The organism is Pontibacillus litoralis JSM 072002, assembly GCF_000775615.1.
Lineage (GTDB): Bacteria > Bacillota > Bacilli > Bacillales > BH030062 > Pontibacillus > Pontibacillus litoralis.
On sequence record NZ_AVPG01000008.1, the window covers coordinates 92371 to 113219 of the forward strand.

The window sequence follows — 20849 nt, forward strand, 5'->3', positions numbered from 1 at the left end:
TACAATAAAAGACTTCATAAACCGCCTACAAATATGGGATAATATTCTCATAACAATAGTCCTAGCAAATGACAAAAGTGGGTGTGATGATGCTTACATTTATTGGTGAAATAGCCGAAGCAATCCCAATGGTTTCTAAATCAACGCTCGGCTTAAACGTCAATCAACTCTTTGAACAACATCCTGATTTAGAAGGTGCCGTCGTTGGCCATCAAGGCATCATTGACGGCTTACTGATGAAAAATAAATTCTATCAAAAAATTGCTGTTAAATATGGCTACGACTTATTCATGGGAAGACCAATTGAACTTATCATGGATACGTCCCCTCTCGTCGTTGATTATTATGATTCGATTATTCACGTAAGCACTAAAGCGATGCACCGTACACAATCTCAACTGTATGATTACGTCATTGTTACGAATAATGGTTCCTTTTACGGCATCGTTAGTATCAAAGATTTGCTCCAAACATTCGCTGAAGTTCAAACGTATTTAGCTCGCTTCTCTAATCCTTTAACAGGGCTCCCAGGCAACATCATGATAGAAGAACAACTAGAACGAGCCTTATGTCAACCTGAATACAGCATCTTCTATTTTGACTTAAACCAGTTTAAAGCGTATAACGACTTGTATGGCTTTAAACAAGGGGATCTCGTCATTAGAGAAACAGCTGCTATGATTCAAGATGGATTCTATGGCTATGACTCGAACAAGAAATTTGTTGGTCACATTGGTGGAGATGACTTTATCGGTATTATTCATCATTACAATTACCGAGCTATTTGCGAACACATTCTCCGGCAATTTGATCAAAGCGTGCGACATTTTTATTCCTTAGAAGATTTAGATAGAGGGTTTGTCATTGCTTACGATCGAGACAAGAAACTAAAGGAAACGCCTTTACTCTCCCTTGCAATTGCCGTTATAACCAATCAACATACCACTTTTCATTCTACTAATGAGCTCAGTGCTTACGCATCCCAACTTAAATCATTTTGTAAGCTAACATCTGGTAGTCGTTACGTTGTCGATGTTGATTATCCTAGTAAGGTGTAAACGTATGAGGCGCCATTCTATAAACAGAATAGTGCCTTTATCGTTACCAATTTATAAAGGTAAACGAACTTCAAACACTGCTCCACCTTCTTCTCTATTATACACCCGTATCGTGCCACCTGTCCGTTCAATAATGGCTCGTGAAATAGCTAATCCAAGTCCTGTTTCACCAGATTTACCTTTTACAAATCGATGAAACAATTGTGGTAATAGATCTTCTGCAATACCTTCTCCGTCATCCGCAACTTCAATCACATAGCTATGACGCTGTTTATACGTTGTCAAGGTAACAGCTTGATGGGCATGGCGAATACCGTTACCTCCAATATTAATCAATGCTTGTAGCACTTTTTCTTGATCCAATTGCAACGTGGCATCTTCTAGTATATTTATTTCCATACTGACATGATAATCGTTAGCCACCGGCAGTAAACGTTCACGTGTTTGTTCCACCAATTCACTCAATTGAACAAAATCACGCGTATAAATCCCCTCTTCACTATCTAATTTTGCTAGCAAAATAATTTCGTTAACAATTTTCTTTAACCGTTCACTTTCCTTGACGATCACATCTAAACTACGATCAGCTGCCTCTCCTTTAAATACGCCATCCTTTACCCCTTCCGCATATCCTTGTATCGTCATGAGCGGCGTCTTTAACTCATGTGATGCGTTTTGGAAAAATTGTTTCTGCGTTTCAATATAGCGTTCTAGTTCTTTCGCCATTTCGAACACACTTTGTTCTACTTCTCCAATTTCTCCTTCAGCATGAATTCGTTCAATAGCATCAAATTGTCGATTCTTCACCTTTTTCACTTCCCGCTTTAACTGCGAAAGAGGGGTTATGAGCCGATTCGTCAAAATATAGCTAAACAACACCGCAACGAATATACCGATAATAAATATCACAATCATTCTAATCGCAAAAACAGATTGGAGACTTCGCAACTCTTCTAATGGAGTAGCCATAATAAGTAAATAAAACTTCCCATTATATTGATATGGTATTTTCGTTGTTACATACGTATCTTCTCCACTCTTCCAAAGCGTTTTATGTGGTTCATCCTTTTCAAACACTTGGCTCCATTGTTTTGCAATATCTTTCGGAAGTGTAGAGAACAGTATATCATTATGCTCAGGATCGAAGAAAAGCACCCGAAAATCGTCGTTGCCAATAAGACTCGCTAACAACGGACCCGTTGGAACACTTTCTTCTTCATACATAATATTAAGAAGAAACTCTCCGTTTTCTTGAAGCTCCTGCTGTTCATCTTTAATCAACATGTCTAATAGAAGCGTATAGATAAAAAATGCTGTAACAGACATGATGATGATCAATAACATCGCAAAAGCCGCATTGAGCTGGTATAACAACTTCATTCATCTTGCTCCTTTAAGCGATACCCATATCCCCACACCGTTTCAATAGGTACTTCAGGCATTTTCTTTCGGAGTCGTTTCACTAAATCATCTACAGCACGATCGCTCCCAAAATAATCATCCCCCCACACTCGAACTAACAATTCCTCACGAGAAAAGGCGCGATTCAATTGGGAAATTAAGATTTCCAGTAAGTTAAACTCTTTAGCCGTAACGTCTATTTCTTCCCCTTGCCACCAAACAAGCCTTTCTACCATTGATAAATGCAGCTCACCACTTTGCAAAATGCTGTGATCCGCTTCTACAGAAGATTGGCTATTCTTAAATTTATTCCAGCGCTTCACAACTCTATTCACCCTTGCAACAAGTTCTCTTGGGCTAAACGGCTTAGTTAAATAATCATCACTACCTAGCTCAAGTCCCATTACTTTATCTACTTCTTCATCACGGGCTGAGATAATAATAATAGGCATGTCTGACTCTTGTCGAATCCGACTACAGAATTCATATCCATTCATTCCAGGTAACATAATATCTAAAACCCACACGTCTGGAGGACTCGTCTTCCACAAATCCCAAGCGGCCTCCGCCGTCTCAAGCCGGATTGTATGATATCCTTCCTTCTGCAAATACGCTTCAACAATTTGCTGAATATGTGGGTCGTCCTCCACAATCGCAATAGTTGATGACATTGATTACCCTCCTCGTATATGTTACTACTCTCTATTGTGCCATAACTTCACGAAATCACCTAAATAATCTATTACTTATTACACACTTTTTACACACTTGTGCCAAACGAATGCCAAACCTTATCCTTACAATAAGAAGTACACACAAACGAAACATACTTCGCAAAGAGCAGAAAGGAGAAGGCTCATGCAGGATCCATTTAACAAATCAGAAACGAATAGCAGAGTGAAGAGAAATTACTTTCATTGGTTACTTCGCTTTACGATAAGTGCATTAGTCGTAACCGTTATTGTATTTCTTGTCACCTATGTATTCTTCAAAGCAGATATATTCCCTTTCCAGAATGCAGAGAGTACATCAGAAGTATCTGAGAATGCTGGCAACAATGAAACGACACAGATAGCACAAGTGACTACGCAAGAAGATAAAGCAGTCGTTAATGCCGTGGAAAAAGTATCAGATGCTGTGGTCGGAGTAGTGAATTATAAACCATCTCAATTCTTATTAGAACCTACTCAAAGTGGGACAGGTTCAGGAGTAATCTATAAGAAGGAAAGGGATGCAGCATATATCGTAACCAATCATCACGTTATTGATGGTGCGCAAACCTTGGAAGTCATTTTAAACAACGGAGACAAAGTAGAAGCCCAATTATTAGGCAGTGATCCACTTACCGATTTAGCTGTTCTCCAGATCGATGGTTCTAAAGTGAAAAGTGTCGCTTCTTTCGGCTCATCCGAGAATTTAAAAGTCGGGGAAACGGTACTAACAATTGGTAACCCACTCGGTATGGAATTTGCGGGATCTGTAACACAAGGAATTATTAGCGGAGTTGAACGTACCATTCCTGTTGACTTAAACCAAGACGGTGTATCTGATTATGAAACAGATGTACTCCAAACAGATGCTGCCATTAACCCTGGAAATAGTGGTGGAGCTTTAGTCAATTTAAATGGTGAGGTCATCGGTATCAATTCAATGAAAATTGCTCAGCAAGAAGTAGAAGGGTTAGGATTTGCCATTCCTTCCTCTACTGCTAAACCAATTGTTAAAGATTTAGAGGAAAATGGTGAAATTACTCGACCATACTTAGGTATTCAATCTCGTGATTTATCTACGATTTCTATACGGGACCTACAACAAACTTTAAAATTACCAGAAGACGTGCAGCAAGGTGTACTCGTTGTATCTAGTCAAGCAAGTTCACCCGCACAAAAAGCTGGACTAAAACCATATGATGTTATTGTTAAAGTAGATGATCACGACATTACATCCGTCGTTGATTTAAGAAAGTATTTATACGAAGAGAAATCTGTTGGCGATGAAGCAGAAGTCACCTATTATCGCGACGGTAAAAAACAAAAAACGACCATAACATTATCCGATTAAAGTAAAGAGCCCACTTCCTTAAAATAAGGATTGGACAGTTAACAGAAACGTATTAAAGTTGCTAACAAAAAAGAGGCTTCCTTCCCCCTCTTTTTTGATTATATAGATTACAGGGAGTACCCTCATCAAGTACTCCTCTATCCCTAAATGGGACTTATGCTACCCTCATAAGTCCGAGTCAATGTTTAAAGCATTCATCTTTATCAACATGAATGCTACCTCCTTTTTTATTAAATAAAAAGAAAACGACGTTGTGCCATTACTGGTCAACGTCGTTTTCTCGTATCTATACTATATGCGTACTACCACATTTCAATCCCTTGTTTCTGCCTTACTTCCTCTTTACTAAACGTTGTTTCATCTTTTTCTTTGCGTTTTCGCAAATAATCCAACAACACATCTTTAGCAACATTGGACAATCGGAAGATCGCATACAAGTTAATTAACGCCATAATCGCCATGGACAAATCCGCTAACGCCCAAACAAGTTCCATTTTCGCTACAGTACCGAAAATAACCATCGCAACTACCGCAATGCGATAAATGGTTAAGTGATTTTTGTTATCTTTAATAAATTGTAAATTCGTCTCTCCATAATAATAATTACCAACAACTGAACTGAAAGCGAATAAAAAGATAGCAACAGCAATGAAAATTCCTGCCCAATCACCGAAATGAGTAGCAAAAGCATTCTGCGTTAATTGAATACCTTGTAGATCTGAATGCATGTACTCGCTTGGATCACCAGCAAGCATAATGATAAATGCTGTAGCACTACAAATGACAACCGTATCTACAAATACGCCAAGCGTTTGGATAAGTCCTTGCTTCGCAGGGTGAGATACTTCCGCTGTAGCCGCCGCATTAGGAGCACTACCCATACCAGCTTCATTGGAGAATAGTCCTCGCTTAATTCCCATCATAATCGCTGCACCAAATCCACCACCAGCAATTTGTCTAATTCCAAATGCATTTTCAAAAATCATCGTAAACAATGCTGGAAGCTCACTAAAGTTAACGATTAGAATAATAAATGCTAACAATAAATATAACAACGCCATAATCGGCACTATTAGTTGTGTCACGCTGGCAATACGTTTAATTCCTCCAAAAATAATAATAGCTGTCATAATTGCCAACACAATTGCTAACGGCCATTTTGACATATTAAAGGATTCTTCAAACGCTAATCCAATCGTATTACTTTGAACAGAGTTAAATACTAATCCATACGTGAAAGTAATAGCGATGGCAAAGGCAACACCTAGCTTACGATTCTTTAACCCACGTTCCATATAGTAAGCTGGTCCACCTCTAAACCCATCCTTATCAGGTACTTTATACACTTGAGCCAACGTACTCTCAACAAAGCTCGTAGCAGCACCTAGCAACGAAATAATCCACATCCAAAAGACGGCACCAGGTCCCCCCATAGCAATAGCAATTGCTACACCACCAAGATTTCCTGTTCCGATTCGGGAAGCTGTACTAATGGTAAACGCTTGAAACGGTGTCGTGCCTTTCTTTTGCTTTTTATAGGAATCCTTCTCAAACAACACGCGGAACATATCACCAAACAAACGAAACTGAACAAACTTCATTTTAATCGTAAAATACAGTCCGATGCTTAATAAGACAATAATAAGTACATAAGACCATAACACATTATTCATACTGTTTATGATATCAAGAATCACGATGTCACCTACTTTATCAATTTAATTTTAGGCGATACACATATGCACGACCAATACGTGTGTACCCCTTTATCCTCCCCGATATAAACACCAATACGCAACTATTAAAAATACGAACTAAATTAAATTATACACTTTATAAAAGTTTCTTAAAAGAATTTTTTGAATACTGCCTTATTTGCTTGGCTGTAATTAGTAAAGATTACTATGATAATTTGCCCGTTTTTAAAGAAACTAATCATGAAGGTCTTATTAGATCTTCCAAATGCTTAATGGGAGGAATGTATGTGAATAATCTTCAATGGTTAACATCTATGTTTGCCTTAGGTCGTCGCTCTGCCTTATTTGGAAGAAGAAGACGCTTCTCCCTAATGAGAGGAAGAAGACGTAGCAATAGCGGCGGACTCGTTCTTACTTTACTAGGGGTCGCTGGAGTCCTTTACGGTACGATGCGAAATAAGGAACGAATGGGAGACAATGCAGCAAACGGTTTCCTTAACTTCGACCGTTTTACAACTTCTACTAAGCCAGAGACATTAGAAAAAGCACAGTACGCTTTCTCAGAAGAATTTCACCCAGAACAATAACACATTGCCTCTCGCTCACCTCAATAGCCTTCTTAGAAAAGGAGTGCACGTATGAATGACAAAAGAAGCATGACTTATAATGAAGTAAAGCGCTATTTAGCAAAAACAACTGGTGGTCATCATACGAAACAGTACAGCGACACAAACGTTGCCCAAGTAAAGCAAGAAATACACTCGAAACAACGTTAAGCTAGTAAGACTGGCCAAAGATGTACGCAGTTGATGGGACTACATCCCCCAAAAAATAAATAAACCACATGAAATTAATTATAATAAATGGATTTCATGTGGTTTTATTTTCATATTATGTCCCAGTTCCATTAAGAAGATGGTGATGTTTTTTCAAGTTGTACACGTTTCTCTTCTTTGGATACAAAGAATAATTTTCGATCTTTATATAAGAAATATGCCGATAAGAAAAATGCTAACACATCCGCCACTGGGAAAGCTATCCACACTCCAACGACACCTAAATCGAATAAATGAGGGAGTATTAGAACGAGCGGGATTAAAAATAGCATTTGACGAGCAATTGATAACAGAAAGGCTGGCCTTGCCATTCCTAAAGCTTGATAAAGTCCTCCACTTATAATTTGAGCACCAATGATGATCGCTGCTGCAAATATAATGCGTATTGCTTGCGCTCCTGCATCAATGACAGCCGCTTCACTTGTAAATATCATCATGAGCCAATCTGGAATGGCCAGCATAACGACAAACACAATAACCGACATTAATGTGGATACTTTTAAACCTAATAAAATAGTCTCTTTCAGCCTGCCTTGATTATTAGCTCCGAAATTATACCCAACAATTGGTTGCATTCCTTGCAATAGGCCAATCATTGGCATAATGGCAAACATGGAAAGCTTCTGCACAATACCGAAGACACCTACTTCAAACTCCCCACCGAATTTGATAAGCATGGCATTAATGGCGACCATCATAGCACTGCCGCCAACTTGACGAACGAAAGCAGGCAACCCAATGAACAGAATTTCTTTTACCAAACCAATACGTACTTTCATATATTGCTTTCCAATAGCTAATGTACTTTTTCCTCTTAAGAAGTATTGAGCGATAACGAGCACAACAGATGCTTGAGAAATAACAGTGGCAATGGAGGCACCTTTAACCCCCATATCTAGCCCAAAAATAAAGATCGGGTCCAAAATAATGTTTAAAACTGCTGGAATAATCATCGTAATCATCGCAAATTTAGAGTTTCCTTCTGAGCGAATGATATTATTCGATGCAAAAGCGAAAGTAAAGAAAATAGACCCAGCCATAATTGGAAATAAATAATCCATTGCATATGGCATTATGTCTGGTGTTGCACCAAATAAAATAAGTAGTGGTTCTAAAAATGTAAATGCTCCGATAGTAGCCACTGCACTCACTACTACCATCATAATAAATATGTTACCAAGTGCTTGGTTCGCTGTTTCTTGTTCATTGTTACCGAGCTTCCTTGAGATAACCGAAGCTCCTCCAATACCTACCGCTCCTGCCACAGCCATTAATATCATCATGACCGGAAAGCCAATACTAACACCCGCAACTCCTAAAATCCCAACACCTCGGGCAATAAATAACGTATCAACGACGTTATAAAACGCCATTACGAACATCCCTATCATTGCAGGGATGGATAATTTAGCTAACAGTTTAGGAATGGGCTCTGTTCCTAAACGTTCACTTTGCTGTTTCATAGCCTCTCCTCCTCCGTTTATCTTGCTGTTAATGACAAGATTGTATGTTTTCTTTCATCCTTTTTAGCCAAGAAATCATAACTTGCCGCTCTTCTTTATTAAATCCATCTACGAGTTGCACTTCTAATTCCTCTAATACATCCCACAGTTTTCCTTCTAGTGCCTTCCCTTTATCCGTTAAAGAAATTAGCTTGACGCGCCGGTCAGATTCACAAACTCTTTTAACAATCAAATCTTTCTTATACAAGGTTTCGACCAGTCCATTCATAGAGGAACCTTTAATATACAGCCTTTGCTGTAACTCCGACTGGATCTGTTCCCCATAACCACCTAGAAAGTACATCACTTTTGCTTGTGCGGAAGTTAACCCATACTCTGCAAGCTTTTCATTATATTTATTGTGAATAAAATGGGATACGACATTGATGTGATACCCTAAAGCATGATTAATATCTCGTTTCATTACTTAGCCTCCTAAGCATTTTCTAAGTATACACTTCTCCATTATATATGTAAAGAATGATGATTTGTAAGTATAAAAGAGTTATTTTCCTGTATAATAATCATTAGTATCCTAACTAATTTCCAACACAAAAAAACTCCCTTATGCTATGTACTTTCCTACATGTGCAATAAGGGAGAGCTTTCGTGACTATTATTCTTCTGAATCTTCTTCGCCTTCTTCGCCGCCTTCTTCCGTACCTTCATCTGTAGATTCTTCTGTATTTGTTTCTTCATTTGTTTCTGTGTCGCCATCTTCATCACCAGCACCGCCACAAGCTCCTAGTACTAGCATCATACTCAAAAGTAGTGTTAGAAATAGACTTTTTTTCATGACAGAATCCCTCCTGATTTAGATTCTTCTTAACTATATCACGGAAAAGGATCTAATAGTCTGATTTTTCTTTTTTTGACTCTTTATTCCTAATGGAAGTGGCGATTCTTGCTTTTTTCCCGTTGTTTAAAGGTATAAAAACCCACTCTAGTTTACATATTCTTCATTATGTTTTCTCATTTTTACCATTATGGCAATTATTCATCCACACAAAAAGCTCAACCTCGAAAGGCTAAGCTTTAATCCTCATAGTCTATTTGCATTTCCATAACCCGATCCGTGCAGCTTTGCATCGCTGCCATAATCGTACCACGAAACTTACTTTGCTCTAATGTCGCAACAGCAGCTATTGTTGTACCAGCAGGTGATGTTACATTATCTTTTAATTCTCCTGGATGCTTCCCTGTATCAAGCACCATTTTCGCTGCTCCTAAAACGGTTTGTGCTGCAAGACGGTATGCTTGCTCACGCCCAAGTCCTTGTGCAACTCCTCCATCTGCCATCGCTTCAATCATCATATATACATAGGCGGGCGCAGAAGAACTAATCGCAGGAACGGCTTCCATCTGCTTCTCGGATAGCACATCTACTTCGCCAATACTACCGAATAATTGCATCACAAGGTCTAATTCATGACTGGAAATCTTATCGTTCGGACAAAGAGCAGACATCCCCGCCTCAATTAAAGAAGGAGTATTTGGCATCGCTAATACTACTTTCATTTCTTGTTCAAACGCCTGTTGTAAATCAACAAAACGAATACCGGGAGCAATCGGGATGATAATGGCCTCCTGCGATACATCGTGTTTTATTTCTTCCAATACTGTTTGATAATCATGTGGTTTAATGGCCAAAATTAATATGTCAGCTTCACGAGCTACATGACGGTTATTAAGATTCGTTTGAATTCCAAACTGAGCAGCCACGCGTGATAGTGTTGCTTCCGTTCTAGCACTTGCAATAATTTGCGAAGCTGGAACTAATTCTGAGCGAATCATTCCTCCCATCATCGCTTGAGCCATGTTGCCACTTCCAATAAATCCTATCGTTTGCTCCATGTCGTTTCACATCCTTTATTTAAAGTTGCCACCTTATCTTCCATGCAAAATAATAGTCTTATTATTACACAACTACTCATCCGTTACCATTACTCATTATAATACTTATGGGTTTCTATATTGTAGCATACAGTAAAACGAACAACGAAAGGAATCATTACCCCATAACCGTCGTTGTGATTAGGATGACATTAAACAAAATCAACCCTACCGTAATGCCCGTTTCAATAGCTGAACCGGTGCGAAATGTAAACAAAAACTTCACATACCGTCGATGAAAAGGATAGAAAATGGGGATACCTCGTTTCGTTAAAAAATCACCAAACAAATGAGAAACGACGCCGACCATAAACCCGATCAAATAAAAAGAAGGGATGGAGAAGTACGTATGTATGAGCACACTGTATGCCCCCATTAAAGCTAAAAATGAAATGGAATGGGTAAATTTACGATGACCAGTATACACAAATAATAAAGGTGACAAAATCAGTAGTAGAAATTGTATGGATTGGGATATTCCCGGAGTTACTAGTTCCATTCCAAGCAAGACAAGAACCAATGTAAATCCCCATTTCGCAAATGGTCCGCCTAGCTTCGATTTTGGTGTATCAATATCCGGAATTAACGCCCCGAATAAAACTGCACCAAAGAACAATACCGGCGCAAAGAAATCCTCAGGAACAGAAGCATAATGATTGTACAACGCAATAGTTCCCATTCCCCACGTGAATCCCATCACCTGGTGACTTGTAGCTAAAATAGCCATCATTCCTTTCGGGTTGTTATTCTAAGTTGCTGAAAATTAGTCAAGAGTATTCATCATACGAAATATAAGTCCCCTCTTCAACTATAAATAGAGGTAAATATTAATGCTTAATTTTCAGAAAAATAAAACATTAATATTTGTTACAAGCAGGAAATATAATCTTTACATAGAATTTACAATTAACCAAGGTTGCGAAAGGAGATTAAAAGGATGCAAACACGAGCACGCTTCCAACATGATTTAACTTCAATGGAAAAGCAAATTCACGAAATGGTTGATGGGGTTGCCAATGCTTTAAAACAATCAGTAGATGTTCTTTGCAAACAGGACGTAGCCAAAGCAAAGAAGTTAATTACGTTTGATACGCAATTAAATGAAGCTGAGCAATCTATTAAAGAAGGGGCAACACTACTCATAACGAGACAACAGCCTGTCGCTTCTGACCTGCGAAGACTGTTGTTTGCGATACAAGTGACTAGTGATTTAGAACGTATGGGGGATCATGCAAAGAACATTAATAAGAGCACCATTCACATCGGTGAGCAAAATAAGTTGCCCATTCCTATCCACATTCAGAAGATGGCAAACTTAGCTTTAGCTATGTTAGAAACAGCCATGAACGCATGGCAACACGCGGATATTTCTGTCGCGCGAAAGCTTACCCAAATGGATAAAGAAATAGACACCTTATACAACGACGTAATACAACACACTTTGTCCAATAATCATTATGATAAGGACTTTATGATGCAAATCGGGCTTATAGCTAGGTACCTTGAACGCTACGCCGATCATATTACCAATATTGGTGAATACATTTTTTACTTAGTGAAAGGTGAATCTACTGAGCTAAACGAAAAACAGTAAACTAGATGGAAGAAGCGCCAAGCATCCGAAGAACTTCGGACCTGTGGCGCTTCTTTCTATTCCGAACTTACTAGTTTATTTAACGCTTGTTGCATGTCATCCCAAATATCTTCCCATGCTTCAAGCCCAACAGACAGGCGAATCAATGAATCACGAATGCCCATTTGTTCTCGCGTTGCTTCTGGTACAACAGAATGGGTCATCGTAGCTGGGTGCTGAATTAATGTCTCTGCATCTCCTAAACTTACCGCTTTCTTAATAAATGTAAGCTGATTTAACATAAATTGAGCGTCCTGTTTGTCCCCTTTTATTTCAAAAGAGATAAGCCCTCCCCCTCGTTTCATTTGCTTTTGCATAATGGGATAATCAGGGTTGGTAGCATCCCCTGGGTAGTAAACGCTACCAACGGCTGGATGACTTTGTAACTTTCTTACGATTTGTTCAGCATTTACGCAATGTCGGTCCATTCTTACAGGAAGTGTCTTAAGCCCACGCAACAATAACCACGCATCAAATGGAGATAAAATGCCTCCAATATCCTTTTGTGTTGTGCTTGCTACACAATCTATAAATGCTTGTTTACCAACTAACACCCCTGCAACCACATCGCCGTGTCCTCCGATATATTTCGTAGCACTGTGCAGCACGATATCACACCCTAATGCTAATGGTTGCTGTAAATACGGTGAACAAAATGTATTATCTACAACAACAGGAATATCATATTCTTTCGCCACACGTACAACGAGAGACAAATCAATTAATTCCATGGTTGGATTAATTGGGGTTTCTAAATAAATACATGCTGTCTCAGGCCGAATGAGGGAGCGAAGCGCTTCTTCTGTTTTCATATTGCTAAATTCCGTCTGAATATTGTACTTCTCTTCTAACATCGTTAACAATCCATACGTACAACCATATATACCTTGGGAACAAATAATGTGATCGTTTGCCTTCGTTAAAGCGATTAACGTAGCCGATACCGCTGCCATACCTGATCCGAACGCTAACGCCGCATCCGCTCCTTCTAATTGTGCCATTCGTTCTTCTAATGCTTTAACGGTTGGATTAGCTAAGCGAGAATAAATATATCCCCCTTCCTCACCAGCAAAGCGCTTCTCTCCTTGTTCAGCACTTTCAAACGTAAAGGTAGAAGTTTGAAATAAAGGTGTTGTTAAACTTCCTAAATGCTCTTTTGCATCATACCCACTATGAATTACTTGCGTTTCGAAAGCATGCTCTTTCTTCATTATGCTTCTCCCCTTTTCTCTATACTTATGCTTCTTCTTTTATCATATGGGAATGCAGCCTAAAATGAAAGCGTTTTCTTGTTTGTGATAGAATAAGGAGAAGCAACCCTTTAACCCTTCTGCCCTAAAGCTAACTTTAGCCCAATTAACCCGAATAACACGCCTTTTATAATGTTCATTCGTTTTCCAATATGGGGGGATTTGTGCAGCCACTCTCCCACCTTTTCGGCAAAGATGCTAACTAAAGAAAAAATAACCAATGCTTGCAACAAAAATACGCACCCTAATATGACCATTTGTACAGGTACAAGTAACGCACCTGAATTCTCATCAATAAATTGCGGAAACAATGCAAGGAAGAATAAAGACACTTTAGGGTTTAATACATTCATGAATATGCCGCGCTTATACAACTTCCTAAAGCTTAACGTCGGCTGCTGATCCATTGTATACGTCTGTCCTTCTTCTCGAAACGCTTCCCACGCCAAATAGAGTAAATAAATTGCCCCGGCATACTTTACTATTGCAAAAGCAAAGCTTGATTGATAAATAATTGCAGAAATGCCTAAAGCGGCAGCTATCGTGTGGCATAATATTCCCGTACATAATCCTAAAGTCGTTGCAATGCCGGCTCGTTTGTTTTGCGATATGCTTTGGGCTAATACAAATAAATTGTCCGGACCTGGCATCAGCGTTAATACAATCGCCGCTCCTAGAAATGAAATAAGTAGAGTAAAATCCATTTCTCCCTCCCCTTCCCAATGTATTATATTTATTTTACATTGGATGGCTTTACGAAACTAGAAAAAGTATTTCAAAAAGGCATAACCCTATTGAAACCCGAACCAAATCTATGTGGGTAACAATACTTCACTCCACTTCAGAGAGCGCTTTCTATGGGTATGACCCGCTAGAGTTACCACCTTGCGTTTTAATCAGACAGCATGAGCGTCAAACAATATGTATCACATTGTATAGAAATGATGAAATTAACTTATATAATTTTTACATTTCTTTTATAGTATGTATTCCTTTTTTCCGATATACTAAAATGCATATACATGGAAAGATATAGGAGGGGTTTCGTTTGGGCAACCAGCATTATAAATGGGGCATTTTCTATACATTATGCGCTTATATTCTTTGGGGCATATTACCTTTATATTGGAAGACGATTCAACAAGTTCCTGCTGGGGAAATTTTGGCGAATCGAATTGTATGGTCGTTCTTATTTATGCTCTTTATTGTGCTAATAACTCGAAACACTAAAGCACTATGGCAAGAGATGAAAGGATTATTTCGCAATAAACGGCAAGCAATTGGTATTACAGTCGCATCCATTACGATTAGCATGAACTGGCTAACTTACATATGGGCTGTGAATGCAAACCACGTTGTTGAAGTTAGTTTAGGGTATTATATGAATCCACTCGTTAGCATTTTACTCGGTGTACTTGTGTTGAAAGAGCGATTGTCTCCGTGGCAAAGCCTATCCTTTTTACTAGCAGCCGTTGGTGTTATGAACTTAATGCTACAATCGAATCAAATTCCGTGGGTTGCATTTATACTTGCCTTTAGCTTTGCTTTATACAGCTTATTAAAGAAGCAAATCCAGTTAAGCTCTATGTTCGGACTTACCATCGAAACATTAATTGTGACACCTATTGCACTTATCTTTTTAACGCAAAGTCATGTAAGTGGAAATGGTTCCTTAACGATTTCACCAGTTGTCACCCTGTTGTTGATCGGTGCTGGTGCCATGACAGCCGTTCCTCTTTTATTTTTCGCTAGTGGCGCTCGTCGAATTCCACTATCTATGCTCGGGTTTTTACAATATATCGCACCGACACTTATGCTACTGTTAGGCGTTTTTCTATATAATGAGCCTTTTACGAAAACAGCATTTATATCGTTTGTATTCATATGGTGTGGCCTCCTCATTTATAGTCTATCACGAACAAAGTTATTCATTTCCATCGAGCAAAAGCTATTTCCTAGAAAAAAATCAGCCCACCACCACATATAATGAATGAAAACAATGTCACCTTTCTTCTTTTTGAATATATATAAATGGACAGTTTCATTAGGAAAGGGTGGACATGAATGGCATATATATGGGGAGTCGATTCTGCACAAGCAGTAACAAAAGAATTGTACAATTGTGTGCTGAACCATTATGGCAAACCGAAATACTGGGGGCGATACTTAACGACTGTCCCAAACGCATCAGAAGGACTTACGCCACAAGAAATTGATCTATTACAGAACAGTGGTACGAAAGTGATGGCGATTTATAATAATTTCAAAGAAGCAACAGGGTATCGCAAAGGGCGAGTCACAGCCCAAAATGCTGCATTTCATGCGAACAGACTAAAGTTTCCTCAAGGTAATATTCTGTTCGCTAATGTAGAAAAGTTTTTTGACGTCGATGAAGAGTGGATTCGTGGTTATGTTGATGCGATGTACAACACGAATTATAAACCCGGGTTTTATAATGATCCCGTGAATGGACCCTTTCAAAAAGCGTATTGTGATGCTTTAGCAAAGGATAACCGTGTAGGAACGCAAGCGGTGCTTTGGAGTGCAGAGCCTGAAACAGGAGTAACAAAAGCGAGAAAGGCACCGAAATTCAACCCACAAAAACCGAATTGTAAAGCAAACGTATGGGGATGGCAATACGGGCGTGATGCAGAAGCATGTCCCATCGATACAAATGTAATCAATAACCGATTATATGAAATGCTTTGGTAAAGAAGAAAAAGAGATTTCCCGAAAGTGAAGCCACTCGACCTTTGGGAAATCTCTTTTCTTATGCAGTATGTTGGTTGGACTGCTTCAATGAAGGTAACAAATTAGCAGATTGTAGCCTTGCTCTCACGGTAATACCGATCCAACTTGCTAAAAACGCTTTAATAAGCCCGACAACAATAAATGGTGCTACACCTGATACAAAGGCGGCTGTCCATGTCATGTCCAATACATATTTCAACTGCACAGTTCCTATTGTTAATGTAATAACCATTCCTACTGTGTTCGCTACCATCGCCCAAGGCAATATGAACTTCGTCTTTTCTAATATATACCCTGTAACAAAGGCTGTAATGATGAAACCAAAAATATACCCTCCAGTAGGACCTACTAGCACTTGCACGCCACCTTTAGCTTCAGCAAATACTGGTAAACCGATTGCTCCCATGGCGACGTATAGAAGCATTGCGATTGTACCTAAGCGAGAACCTATTATGGTAGCCGTTAAACCAACCGCTAACGTTTGTCCACTAATCGGTACAATTGGTAACGGAATTTCTATTTGGGCCAATACAGCTGTTATAGCAGCGAACATAGAACAAATAATCATATTCTTTAGCTTGTTATTTCTCATATCTAGGCCTCTTTCGTTAACTTTATATATTAAAGGTTAACTAAAATCATTGATGATGTAAAGGGTATATTTCACCAATAAAATTGGCATCGTATATATAAAAACAACTTTTATTGGAGGAATAGGTATGAAATCTACAAGTATATGGATAGATCAAACGAATTATCCATCCTTTTCCGAACTAGATCGTAACCTAGATGTAGAAGTCGCTATTGTCGGTGCTGGAATTACTGGTATCACTACTGCTTATTTGCTCGGGAAAGCCGGATATAAGGTCGCTTTACTTGAAGCAGATACAATAGCTAAAGGAACAACAGGTCACACTACAGCCAAAGTGAGCATTCAACATGACGTTATTTACCATGAACTCATGCACCATATCGGGAAAGAACGTGCCAGAAACTATTATAAAGCCAATCAAGAAGCGCTCGAATTTATGAATGACATGGTCCATGAACACGGCATTGATTGTGATTGGACAGAGCAAAACGCGTATATTTATACCGATAAGGAAACAACTGTTGAACAACTTCAGCAAGAAGCGAGAGCCTATGAGCAATTGGGGATAACAGGGAAATACTTATCTTCTATCCCTATTGATTTACCTACGAAAGCAGGATTAGTTGTAAACAATCAAGCTCAATTTAATCCGAGAAAGTACTTGTTGTATTTCGTTCAACAATTAGCAGATATGGACGTTCATATATTTGAGCATACACCTGTCACGGATGTTATAGAAGGAAGGGTGCATAAAGTAGAAACCAAAAGCGGTTACCATATTTCCTGCCATACGATTGTTGCTTGTTCTCATTTCCCTTTCTACGACAAAGGATTTTACTTTAGCCGCATGTATGCTGAACGCTCCTATGTCATAGCGGCCCCCTTAAACAAACAAGCACCTAAAGGGATGTACTTAAGTGCTGATGAACCAAAGCGCTCCATCCGGACAGCTAACTTAAATGGGAATAATTTCATATTAATTGGAGGAGAAAGCCATAAAACTGGACAAAGCGAAGACATCGAGAACCCTTTCCATCAATTGCAACAATTTGGCAAGCGCTATTTCGACATCCAAGAGCCCCTCTACCAATGGAGTGCGCAAGATCTTACTACGTTAGACAATATTCCTTACGTAGGACAAATCACAACAAGTCGTCACAACATTTTGATAGCAACAGGATTTCGTAAATGGGGGATGACGAACGGAACAGCAGCGGCACTTCTCTTAACAGATCTAGTACAAAAACAACCTTCCCCATATGAAGATGTATTTGCACCATCACGCTTTTACGCGGATCCAAGCATTAAACATTTTCTCATGCAGAACGTAAACGTGGCTAGCCAACTAATGAAAGGAAAGCTTGAGATTACGTTTCGTCAACCAGAAGATCTCCAAGCGGATGAAGGGGCGACTATTTATTACAACAATCAAAGAGCAGGCGCTTATAAAAATACAGACGGAGACATTTATATTGTCGATACAACATGCACCCATTTAGGTTGTGAAGTGGAATGGAACAATGACGAAAAGTCTTGGGATTGCCCTTGCCACGGATCACGATTTTCTATTGAAGGGGAAGTACTAGAAGGACCCGCAAAAAAGTCGCTTAAACGCTTTAAATAACAAAAAATTACACCAATACCAAACACGACATCCCACCTATATGTTCTACTTTTCTCCTCACATCTATTGCTGAAATCATTTACAGTAAGGTATATTCAATACGTGAAGGGGCGTCCAAGAAGCGTTTGCTAGCATTGGACACCACCATCACAAGTATGCTTTATACGTAAATGAGAAAAGGAGCACAATAAGTACTATGATTACGGTGAAGAACTTATATAAATCATTTGGTGAAATGGACGTATTGAAAGGCGTTCATGCCACTATTCATGAGCAAGAGGTCGTTTGTGTTATCGGTCCTTCTGGTTCTGGGAAAAGCACGTTTCTTCGTTGTTTAAATGGACTAGAGTTTGTGACCTCAGGCGACATTATTGTCGATGGAGTCGCCCTTACGAATGACGAGACGAATATGAACCAAATTCGCTCCAAAGTAGGGATGGTATTTCAACACTTTCACCTATTTCCTCATATGACAGTTTTAGACAACATTACGCTTGCGCCAACGAAAGTATTAGGAAAAACGAAAGAAGAATCTAGCCAAACGGCGCTTACACTTCTACGTAAAGTAGGCCTTTCTGACAAAGCACATACATATCCAGAAAGTCTATCTGGCGGGCAAAAACAACGAGTTGCCATTGCACGTGCACTTGCCATGAACCCGAAAATAATGCTCTTTGATGAACCTACATCAGCACTAGACCCTGAGTTAGTTGGAGATGTGCTAGCCGTTATGAAAGAATTAGCACGGGAAGGCATGACCATGGTCGTCGTGACACATGAAATGGGCTTCGCTAAAGAAGTAGCAGACCGCGTTCTCTTTATGGATAAAGGTATCATTATGGAAGAAGCACCACCAGAGACAATATTCCATTCCCCGCAAAACCCTCGCACGCAAGCATTCTTAAGTAAACTACTTTAACACATCCCCCTGCCTCTTTTTATGAAGGTGGGGCTTTATTTTCTTGCAATTCCTTTTCCATACATAAACGTCATGAATAGAATAATAATACGAATATATATAATATAAGGTAATTACATGATAGGTGGGAGGCAAATGATTAAAAGAGTTATACAGCGAGTTTCCTTCATTGTGTTACTATGTTTTATTGCACTCATCAGCTCCATTCATTTTCAAAAGAAAGAAATCACTACTAATACAGAGCAAGCAAAAGTGGAAGAAACATTCTCCTACGGTTTGAAAGAGGATGAGCATAAGAGAGAAGATTTGCACATCGTTGCCATTGGCGACTCACTTACACAAGGAGTTGGAGATGAATCGAAAAACGGTGGATATGTAGGTGCGCTAGAACAAACACTCAAAGAACATGAGGCTGTACAAAATATATCCATCAAAAGTTTTGGAAAACGAGGCAACCGGACCGATCAACTTTTAAAACGACTAGAAGAGCAACTAGACATTCAATCAGCTATATCGAAAGCAGATGTTATTATTGTGACCATTGGCGCTAATGATATTATGAAAGTAGCCAAAAATAACTTTACCAACTTACAATACGAGGCTTTTGCTAATGAGCAAGATGAATACGAGAAGAGACTTCGGTCTATATTTAGTCAATTAAACGCCTTTAATCCGAATGCAATGGTGTACTTAATTGGGCTATACAATCCATTTCAAGAATACTTCAGTGACATTCCGGAGTTGGATCAGATTATGAACGATTGGAACAATGTTGGGCAGCGTGTAACAAATGAATTCCCAAATGCTCAGTTCATTCCTATTAGAGATATTTTTGAAAATGCTAATCAACCCCTATATGCCGAGGACCACTTTCACCCAAATAAGATCGCTTATCAACTTATAGCCACAAGAGTCTTACACTATTTACAACAAGACTTAATTCCATTAGAAGAGCGGGGATAATATGTTTAAAGCAATACATCTTCAAAACAAATGGAAAATCCTGTTCTGGTTGTTAGCCACTTGTAATATCGGTATACTCATTTTACTATTTATACTCCTTTACGTACCTAGTTCTAAAACGGTCATTCCTAAACAAGCTCCTATTAAAGAAGAACAGGCTGAATTTATTGTGATGTCAACCACCGATAACATTAACAGCATTATTCAAAGTTACTTAAATGATCTAGCAGATGAGCAACCATTAGAATACTCGGTAAAATTGAAAGAAGCTGTCGAATTAAAAGGAACGATTGAAGCCTTTGATAAGAAAATCCCATTAACGATGAAGTTCAACCCTATCGTTCAATACAATGGTGACCTCATCCTACAACCACAATCCATTACCTTAGGTCGGCTTAAACTTCCAAACAAAAAAGTACTCGATTATATAAAAGACCATTATCCTATGCCCCATTGGGTAATGGTGAATCCAACTGATGAGAATATTTACGTAGCCATAACCCAAATCGAAACGAAAAATGATGTGAACATTAAAGCCGAAACGTTTCATTTACAAAATGAACAAATCGCATTCAAAGTTACTATTCCCCACGAAGCTCTTGGCATCGGGGAAGCTCCATGGCTCAAGAAACTATTCCAATCGAGTAGAGGGAAAAGTTAAGTAACTTT

General features: G+C 38.9%; 22 protein-coding genes. 11 read left to right on the top strand and 11 right to left on the bottom strand.

All coding sequences use genetic code 11. The annotated features are described in order from the left end of the window. The first annotated feature begins 86 nt into the window (after window positions 1-86). Window positions 87-1058 (top strand): GGDEF domain-containing protein, encoded by a 972-nt coding sequence (locus N784_RS07250; RefSeq protein ID WP_198134407.1) that lies wholly within the window; start codon window positions 87-89, stop codon window positions 1056-1058. A gap of 51 nt (window positions 1059-1109) precedes the next feature. Here N784_RS07250 and N784_RS07255 read toward each other — a convergent pair whose 3' ends face one another. Both N784_RS07255 and N784_RS07260 read right to left on the bottom strand, forming a co-directional pair. Beyond that, window positions 1110-2438, bottom strand: coding sequence for a sensor histidine kinase (locus tag N784_RS07255; RefSeq protein ID WP_036833723.1), 1329 nt, complete (start codon window positions 2436-2438; stop codon window positions 1110-1112). Next, entirely contained in the window at window positions 2435-3130 is a 696-nt protein-coding gene (locus N784_RS07260) for a response regulator transcription factor (protein ID WP_036833725.1), read from the bottom strand. The genes N784_RS07255 and N784_RS07260 overlap by 4 nt, the downstream gene beginning before the upstream one ends. Before the next feature lie 187 nt (window positions 3131-3317). Here N784_RS07260 and N784_RS07265 point away from each other — a divergent pair, with 187 nt between their 5' ends. Further along, entirely contained in the window at window positions 3318-4520 is a 1203-nt protein-coding gene (locus N784_RS07265; RefSeq protein ID WP_052127185.1) for a S1C family serine protease, read from the top strand. Between the two features lie 302 nt (window positions 4521-4822). Here N784_RS07265 and N784_RS07270 read toward each other — a convergent pair whose 3' ends face one another. Continuing rightward, window positions 4823-6193: an alanine/glycine:cation symporter family protein gene (locus N784_RS07270; RefSeq protein WP_036833765.1), complete on the bottom strand. Its 1371-nt coding sequence runs from the start codon at window positions 6191-6193 to the stop codon at window positions 4823-4825. 311 nt (window positions 6194-6504) lie between these two features. Between N784_RS07270 and N784_RS07275 the strand changes: the two genes are divergently transcribed. Next, the gene (locus N784_RS07275; protein ID WP_036833726.1) at window positions 6505-6804 is read left to right on the top strand and encodes a hypothetical protein; all 300 of its coding nucleotides are present in this window, start codon (window positions 6505-6507) and stop codon (window positions 6802-6804) included. A 51-nt stretch (window positions 6805-6855) separates the two neighbouring features. Continuing rightward, window positions 6856-6993: a hypothetical protein gene (locus tag N784_RS16810; RefSeq protein WP_198134408.1), complete on the top strand. Its 138-nt coding sequence runs from the start codon at window positions 6856-6858 to the stop codon at window positions 6991-6993. 131 nt (window positions 6994-7124) lie between these two features. On the opposite strand, the gene N784_RS07280 is transcribed toward N784_RS16810, so the two are convergent. The 5 genes from N784_RS07280 to N784_RS07300 all read right to left on the bottom strand — a co-directional run bounded on the left by N784_RS07280 (window position 7125) and on the right by N784_RS07300 (window position 11175). Further along, window positions 7125-8516 (bottom strand): MATE family efflux transporter, encoded by a 1392-nt coding sequence (locus N784_RS07280; RefSeq protein WP_036833728.1) that lies wholly within the window; start codon window positions 8514-8516, stop codon window positions 7125-7127. Between the two features lie 28 nt (window positions 8517-8544). Continuing rightward, entirely contained in the window at window positions 8545-8979 is a 435-nt protein-coding gene (locus N784_RS07285; RefSeq protein ID WP_036833729.1) for a MarR family winged helix-turn-helix transcriptional regulator, read from the bottom strand. Window positions 8980-9171: 192 nt separating this feature from the next. Next, window positions 9172-9351 (bottom strand): hypothetical protein, encoded by a 180-nt coding sequence (locus N784_RS07290; protein ID WP_036833730.1) that lies wholly within the window; start codon window positions 9349-9351, stop codon window positions 9172-9174. 239 nt (window positions 9352-9590) lie between these two features. Beyond that, window positions 9591-10409, bottom strand: coding sequence for a pyrroline-5-carboxylate reductase (proC, locus tag N784_RS07295; RefSeq protein WP_036833731.1), 819 nt, complete (start codon window positions 10407-10409; stop codon window positions 9591-9593). Window positions 10410-10566: 157 nt separating this feature from the next. After that, a complete protein-coding gene (locus N784_RS07300; protein WP_232305989.1) occupies window positions 10567-11175 on the bottom strand; it encodes a metal-dependent hydrolase in 609 nt (202 codons plus the stop codon). 210 nt (window positions 11176-11385) lie between these two features. On the opposite strand from N784_RS07300, the gene phoU reads away from it, so the two are divergent. Continuing rightward, the gene (gene phoU, locus N784_RS07305; RefSeq protein ID WP_036833733.1) at window positions 11386-12042 is read left to right on the top strand and encodes a phosphate signaling complex protein PhoU; all 657 of its coding nucleotides are present in this window, start codon (window positions 11386-11388) and stop codon (window positions 12040-12042) included. Between the two features lie 56 nt (window positions 12043-12098). Here the strand turns inward: phoU and megL are convergent, their stop codons facing one another. Further along, window positions 12099-13292, bottom strand: coding sequence for a methionine gamma-lyase (gene megL, locus N784_RS07310; protein ID WP_036833734.1), 1194 nt, complete (start codon window positions 13290-13292; stop codon window positions 12099-12101). 110 nt (window positions 13293-13402) lie between these two features. After that, window positions 13403-14035 carry a LysE family translocator gene (locus tag N784_RS07315; RefSeq protein WP_036833736.1) on the bottom strand — a complete coding sequence of 211 codons (633 nt, stop codon included), beginning with the start codon at window positions 14033-14035 and terminating at the stop codon, window positions 13403-13405. Window positions 14036-14379: 344 nt separating this feature from the next. On the opposite strand from N784_RS07315, the gene rarD reads away from it, so the two are divergent. Then, entirely contained in the window at window positions 14380-15318 is a 939-nt protein-coding gene (gene rarD / locus N784_RS07320) for an EamA family transporter RarD (protein WP_036833737.1), read from the top strand. 77 nt (window positions 15319-15395) lie between these two features. Further along, complete coding sequence (locus tag N784_RS07325) at window positions 15396-16043, top strand: glycoside hydrolase domain-containing protein (RefSeq protein WP_036833739.1); 648 nt, start codon at window positions 15396-15398, stop codon at window positions 16041-16043. Window positions 16044-16101: 58 nt separating this feature from the next. On the opposite strand, the gene N784_RS07330 is transcribed toward N784_RS07325, so the two are convergent. Then, complete coding sequence (locus tag N784_RS07330) at window positions 16102-16674, bottom strand: biotin transporter BioY (protein ID WP_036833741.1); 573 nt, start codon at window positions 16672-16674, stop codon at window positions 16102-16104. A 127-nt stretch (window positions 16675-16801) separates the two neighbouring features. Here N784_RS07330 and N784_RS07335 point away from each other — a divergent pair, with 127 nt between their 5' ends. The 4 genes from N784_RS07335 (at window position 16802) to N784_RS07350 (ending at window position 20841) form a co-directional block, all read left to right on the top strand. After that, window positions 16802-18298, top strand: a complete 1497-nt coding sequence (locus tag N784_RS07335) for an FAD-dependent oxidoreductase (RefSeq protein WP_036833742.1) — start codon at window positions 16802-16804, stop codon at window positions 18296-18298. Window positions 18299-18494: 196 nt separating this feature from the next. Next, window positions 18495-19217 carry an amino acid ABC transporter ATP-binding protein gene (locus N784_RS07340; RefSeq protein WP_036833744.1) on the top strand — a complete coding sequence of 241 codons (723 nt, stop codon included), beginning with the start codon at window positions 18495-18497 and terminating at the stop codon, window positions 19215-19217. Window positions 19218-19352: 135 nt separating this feature from the next. Then, window positions 19353-20180, top strand: a complete 828-nt coding sequence (locus tag N784_RS07345; RefSeq protein WP_052127187.1) for an SGNH/GDSL hydrolase family protein — start codon at window positions 19353-19355, stop codon at window positions 20178-20180. Window position 20181: 1 nt separating this feature from the next. Then, the gene (locus N784_RS07350) at window positions 20182-20841 is read left to right on the top strand and encodes a YpmS family protein (RefSeq protein ID WP_052127188.1); all 660 of its coding nucleotides are present in this window, start codon (window positions 20182-20184) and stop codon (window positions 20839-20841) included. Window positions 20842-20849 lie beyond the last annotated feature (8 nt).